The sequence below is a fragment of the Sulfurovum sp. bin170 genome, from assembly GCF_010892395.1.
Lineage (GTDB): Bacteria > Campylobacterota > Campylobacteria > Campylobacterales > Sulfurovaceae > UBA1140.
In genome coordinates this window covers 1-4,948 of record NZ_JAACKB010000431.1, presented here as the reverse complement: position 1 = coordinate 4,948, position 4,948 = coordinate 1, and the positions used below count along the sequence as shown (strand labels likewise).

The window sequence follows — 4,948 nt, the reverse complement described above, 5'->3', positions numbered from 1 at the left end:
ATGAATGACCTCTCTATGAGCCATCGAAGTCCTTATAAAAAATCGGCTAGAATTGTTGGTGATGTTATCGGTAAGTATCACCCACATGGTGACAACTCTGTATATGATGCACTAGTTCGTATGGCTCAACCTTTCTCTTTGAGGGCTCCACTTATTGATGGTCAAGGGAACTTCGGTTCTGTTGATGGAGATAATGCGGCGGCCATGAGATATTGTACTATAGGTAGTACTAGAGTAAAAACAGATATGGGTCTGGTTCAGATAAAAGATTTAGTAAAAGATAGTCAACTCAATAGTGATAGTGATTTGGATATTAAAGTTCTATCTATGGGCAAAAACAGAAATAGAGCTTCGAAATTTTTTAACTCTGGTACTCATGAAATTTATAAGCTTCAAACCAAAGAGGGATTTAGTGTTAGTGGAAGTGCCAATCACTTGGTCTTGACACTTACTACAGATAAAAATGGCAAACCTGTTTATGACTGGAAGAGGCTTGATGCTATATCTAGCGATGATAAGATAGTTATTGATAGAAGTGAAAAAATTTTAGATGATAAAGAAGCTACTCAGAGTGAAAAAAACTTAGCTATTATAGCAGGTTGCTTGGTTTCAGAAGGTTTTGTAAGTAAAAATAGAATGGGTTTTAACAATACAGACAGAGTCTATTTTGATAATTTTATTAGAGCTTGGGAATCTGAAATTGGAGAGAGTTATTATCTATCGAATAGAGTATTGCCATCAGGAAAAACTCTCTATGAATTTGATATTCATCTACAACACTCAAAAGATAGAGAGAAGATATTAAATTCTGATATCTATATAGCGATGCAAGGTCTAAAATCTAAAGAGAAAAGAGTTCCTGAATCTATCTTCTCTCTACCTAAAGAGGCACAAAAGATATTTTTACAATATCTATTTGAGGGAGATGGAAGTTTCTCTAAATTGGAGAAGAATACTCTAATCGTTCAATACTCAACAATTAGTCAAAAATTAGCGGAGGATGTTCAGCTTCTTCTTTTAGAGTTTGGGATTGTAGGCAAGATAGGAAAAGTCAAAGCGAGAGATGAGATAAAAGTCTATCTTGGTAATTTTAGAAATGTTAATAAATTTTATGAAAATATAAACTTTGCAACCTATAAAAGAGAGGGATTTAAGACTCTAATAGAGCAGGAGCTATTAAGAAGAGAAGAGAACAGTGGCTCACTGAGTAAAGATTATATCCCCTTTATAAGTGATTATATTAGAGGTGTCGTTAATAACTCATATTTAAAGAGATATAATTTTGATAGATATGAACGAATAGATAGAAATTTAGACAAAATTTTAAGTGAAATAAAACTGAATGCACTCCAACAAGAGTTTTTAGAATTTGTAGATAATAACTACTATTATGCTTCTGTAAAAAGTTGTGAGAAAACAGGTAAAAAAGATGTTGTCTATTCCATAAGGGTTGATAGTGATTGTCACTCATTTGTAGCAAATGGGCTTATTAACCATAATACCGAAGCTAGAATGACCAAGCTAACCGAACAGCTACTTATAGATATAGACAAAGATACGGTTGACTTTACTGCAAACTACGATGACTCTATGACAGAGCCTGATGTGTTACCTTCTCGTGTTCCAAATCTTCTTCTCAATGGTTCAAGTGGTATTGCCGTTGGTATGGCTACCAATATCCCTCCTCATCGTATGGATGAGCTTATTGAGGCTCTGTTACACATTATTGACAATCCAGAGTGTGAAGATTCTGAAATTCTCTCTATTATCAAAGGTCCAGACTTCCCAACAGGTGGGATTATCTTTGGTAAAAAGGGTATTACAGATGCTTATACTACAGGTAGAGGGCGAATTAAAGTTCGTGCCAAGACACATATAGAAGAGAAAAAGAATAGAGAAGTGATAATTGTTGATGAGCTTCCATATCAGGTTAATAAATCACGACTTATAGAGAATATTGCACATCTCGTTCGTGATAAAACTATAGAGGGTATTTCAGAGATTAGAGATGAGTCTGACCGAGAGGGGATGCGAATTGTAATAGAGCTTAAGCGAGATGCCATGAGTGATATTGTGCTGAATAATCTCTTTAAAAGTACACAGATGCAGACTACCTTTGGTATTATTATGTTGGCTATTGCAAACAAAGAGCCAAAAGTATTTAAAATTAGAGAGCTTCTTGAACTCTTCTTGCGACATAGAAAAACTGTTATCATCAGAAGAACCATTTTCCAACTTGAAAAAGCACGAGCCAAAGCTCATATCTTAGAGGGTCTAAAGATAGCTGTGGATAATATTGATGAGGTGATAAGAATCATCCGTCAGAGTGAGGATACTGAAACAGCGAGAGTTTCCGTAATGGATAAATTCTCTCTCTCTGAACTACAAGCCAATGCTATTTTGGAGATGAAGCTTAGAAGACTTACAGGTCTTGAGCAAGAGAAGATAGAGAATGAGTTGGCTGAACTCTACAAAGAGATTGAGTACTATGAGTCTATCTTGAAGAGTGAAGAGATTCTAAACGGAATCATCGCTGATGAACTCAAAGTTATTGGTGACAATTTCAAGAGTGAGAGACGAACCGAGATAGTTGATGATTATGATGATATTGACATTGAAGATTTAATTCCCAATGAGCCAATGGTTGTGACCATCACCCATAGAGGATATATCAAAAGAGTTGCTCTCAAACAGTACGAGAAACAACGCCGTGGTGGTAAAGGCAAGATAGCCGTAACCACGCATGATGATGACTTTATCGAGCAGTTCTTTATCTCGTCTACTCATGATACTCTGATGTTTGTAACTGATATGGGACAACTCTATTGGTTAAAGGTTTATCGTATTCCTGAGGCTTCAAGAATAGCCAAAGGTAAAGCAGTTGTTAACCTTATCAACCTTAAGCCTGATGAGAAGATTATGTCTATTATCCCAACAACGGATTTTGAAGAGGATAAGGGCTTGGTATTCTTTACTAGAAATGGTATTGTCAAAAGAACCAATCTTAAAGAGTACTCAAATATTAGAACCAATGGTGTAAGAGCGATAAATTTAGATGAAGATGATAGTATCGTAACAGCAAAAATCGTGCTACCTGAGACCAAATGGCTATTTGTAACCACTAAAAAAGGTCAATGTATCAGGTTCAAAGTAGCAGATGCAAGAGAGATTGGTAGAGTTGCAAGAGGTGTGACGGCTATCAAATTCAAGATAGAAGATGACTTTGTCTGCGGTGGTGTAACCATTGAAAATGAAGATAGTGAACTCTTGATGCTTAGTGAAAAAGGTATCGGTAAACGAACAACAGCTTCTGAGTACCGTGAACAGAGCCGTGCAGGTAAAGGTGTAATTAGCATGAAACTATCACCAAAAACAGGTGATGTGGTTGATGTGGTGATGGTAGAAGAGGACAAAGATATGATGTGTCTGACATCCATTGGTAAGATGATTCGAGTTGATATGCAAACCATCCGAAAAGCAGGACGAAATACCTCTGGGGTCAAAGTAGTAAATGTTGAGAAAAAAGATATAGTAGTAAGTATAGCCAAGTGTCCAAAAGAGGAGACAGAAGAGCCAGATGTTGTTAATGACGATGGGATTGAATGATTTTTAAGAGTAACTAGACTTCAATCATAAGAGATAGAGAGCGTCAAAGAGCAGATTAATCAAATCTCTCAAGACTGCTCTCTTGGGTCTGCGTCGTAATTGCTTTAAATTCTCTCCATCTGTTTACTTTCAAAATAGATTAAATCTTCTTTTTAAATAAACCACCTATCCAATTGGTCACAGAACATCCATTATAACAAGTTCCATTTCGTTCACATCGTGTGCGTCGTATATTGTTAATAAGTAGCAGTATAAAGCCAATGGCTATAAGTAGTTGAGTTAGACCTGTTAGCCAATTTTCTATCATGAGATTTTGTATGGCAAAGCCAAGTATAATGATGGTAATAATAAGACACATAGTTACACCTTTATTTCAATATTTGGATTTGTAAAAAACAACTCATTTAACCCACATACTTCACAAACCTGATGAAAATTCAATTTACTTTTTTTGAGTTTTGGTTTACAGGATTTTGATGAACAGGTAAGTTTCATAGATGTATTTCCATCGCAAGAGAGACATTTGAAATAGTAGCCATATTTTCCATAGCGTATCTCTATATTTGTATCTTGACATTTTGAGCAGTGAGTTGTTTTAGTGGAGTTTAGATTATTACTTATAGAAATAGACTCTTTTATAACTGATTTTATAGGTTCTACTTGTTTGACAGTTTGAGGTTTTTTCTCTTTTCTGATTGGATATTTTTTGATATAATCAAAAGCTCTTGGGTTATGATTATTTAGCAATAAATCAGCAATTTTTTTGACTTTATCAAAGCTCATAATTGACCCTAATGTTTTAAACACAGTAAGTGTACTCATCTTATCAACACTTTCATTCCAATGGGTACTAAATGAATCGGCTCTATCAAATCCTTTAGGCAGTGTATCATTACCCATGGTTGTTTTTGGGTTAATAAGCACTGTTGACGAGATAGGAATACCAAGTAACTTTATGTTTGCAGGTAGTTCCATATTCTCTTTTATGAAGTTAGCCAATATCTCTGCATGGCGTTTGTTCTGCTCTATAGGGTTTGGAAAAGTTTGAGTTTTTTGCCCATATTTTACATTTAAAGACCCATCACCTTTGATGCTAAGTGTACCTGTAAAACTTTTACTCTCTAATACTTCTATGCCTAATCGGTTAATAATAATATGGTCTATTTGTGCTGTTTTGCCATTATGTTCTATACGAATATCATGAAGTAAGATATTTCGAGGGTTATCTTTAAATCTAAAGTCAAGGTAGTAAGCATTGTCTTTTTCTGCTTGGTAACCATTTTCAACTCGTGATAGGTCAGCTCGTATGAGAGCTTGTTGTTTTGGGTTTTTACTCAATTGT

3 protein-coding genes are annotated in these 4,948 nt (G+C 35.2%); 1 reads left to right on the top strand and 2 read right to left on the bottom strand.

Annotation, left to right across the window (positions count from 1 at the left end; genetic code table 11):
• Positions 1-15: 15 nt before the first annotated feature.
• Positions 16-3,606 carry a DNA gyrase subunit A gene (gyrA, locus tag GSY74_RS10255; protein ID WP_370518799.1) on the top strand — a complete coding sequence of 1,197 codons (3,591 nt, stop codon included), beginning with the start codon at positions 16-18 and terminating at the stop codon, positions 3,604-3,606.
• A 139-nt stretch (positions 3,607-3,745) separates the two neighbouring features.
• Here the strand turns inward: gyrA and GSY74_RS10250 are convergent, their stop codons facing one another.
• Both GSY74_RS10250 and GSY74_RS10245 read right to left on the bottom strand, forming a co-directional pair.
• On the bottom strand, positions 3,746-3,964 hold the full coding sequence (locus GSY74_RS10250) for a hypothetical protein (protein ID WP_164665006.1): 219 nt from the start codon (positions 3,962-3,964) through the stop codon (positions 3,746-3,748).
• 2 nt (positions 3,965-3,966) lie between these two features.
• Positions 3,967-4,948, bottom strand: a 982-nt coding sequence (locus GSY74_RS10245) for an NERD domain-containing protein (RefSeq protein ID WP_164665005.1), incomplete at its 5' end; no start/stop codon positions are given.

Bases quoted from the DNA above. Each gene is read 5' to 3' on its own strand.
- gyrA (WP_370518799.1), top strand. From the start codon at position 16: ATGAGCCATCGAAGTCCTTATAAAAAATCGGCTAGAATTGTTGGTGAT.
- GSY74_RS10250 (WP_164665006.1), bottom strand. From the start codon at position 3,964: ATGTGTCTTATTATTACCATCATTATACTTGGCTTTGCCATACAAAAT.